This window comes from Actinoplanes sp. NPDC051633 (assembly GCF_040681735.1).
Lineage (GTDB): Bacteria > Actinomycetota > Actinomycetes > Mycobacteriales > Micromonosporaceae > Actinoplanes.
On the sequence record NZ_JBFAZH010001809.1, the window covers coordinates 1 to 1,073 of the forward strand.

Below are 1,073 nucleotides of genomic sequence, written 5' to 3' on the forward strand. Positions count from 1 at the left end.
GTACTTCGTTGGGATTAATCCCAACAAACCACCAACCAACTCGCTAACATAGTTAGCTAACACATAGCTCATTCCAACCAAAAATTTTCTCGGCACGGCGACGTCGAACACCACCCGCCGCATCGACGGGGTCAGGTTCACGGTGCGTACGACGGTGCCGGTCCACACCCGCATCGGCAGCTTCTGCATGGCCGCCAGGATAGGTTAGGCAGTCCTAACTCGCCAAGGCGGCCCTGACTCGCTAGGCGGCCCTAGCTCGCCAAGGCGGCGTAGCGCCCGTCGGCCTCGACCAGCGTCTCGTGGGTGCCGGCCTCGAGCACCCGGCCGTGGTCGAGCACGACGATCCGGTCGGCGTCGCGCACGGTGGACAGCCGGTGGGCGATGGTGATCGTGGTGCGGCCGCGGGCCAGCTCGTCGAAGGCCCGCTGCACGGCCCGCTCGGTCTCGGTGTCCAGCGCGCTGGTGGCCTCGTCGAGCACCAGGATCCGGGGGTTCCGCAGCAGCGTGCGCGCGATCGCGATGCGCTGCTTCTCGCCGCCGGAGAAGCGGTGCCCGCGCGAGCCGACCATGGTGTCGTATCCGTCCGGCAGCGCCTCGATCACGTCGTGGATCCGCGCCGCGCGGGCGGCCTGCTCGATCTGCGCGTCGGTGGCGTCCGGCCGGGCGTACCGCAGGTTCTCCCGCACCGTGGTGTGCAGCAGGTAGGTCTCCTGGCTGACCACCCCGACGATCTCGGCGAGGTCCGCCAGCCGCATGTCGCGCAGGTCGACGCCGTCGATGGTCACCCGCCCGGCGGACGGGTCGTGCAGGCGGGCGATCAGGCCGGCGATGGTGCTCTTGCCGGAGCCGGTCTCGCCGACCAGCGCGAGCGAGGTGCCGGCGGGCACGTCCAGGCTGACCCCGGCGATCGCGGCGACCGCACTGCCCGGGTACGCGAAGGTGACGTCCTCGAGCCGCAGGTGGCCCGCCGCGTGCGAGACGTCCGCCATAAAACGCCCCAAGTACACTCTTATTAACAAAAATATATTGTTCTAATATTTGTTTATGCTTTTTCAAAATGATCACTCCCAAAA

The 1,073-nt window shown here is 66.6% G+C and carries 1 protein-coding gene and 1 pseudogene; both read right to left on the minus strand.

The window, feature by feature from the left end:
• The coding region (locus AB0M20_RS45355; RefSeq protein WP_364307861.1) for a hypothetical protein at positions 1 to 189 on the minus strand (189 nt) is incomplete at its 3' end.
• Positions 190 to 251: 62 nt separating this feature from the next.
• A pseudogene (locus tag AB0M20_RS45360) lies at positions 252 to 965 on the minus strand (ATP-binding cassette domain-containing protein); the annotation flags it as partial.
• Positions 966 to 1,073: the final 108 nt, after the last annotated feature.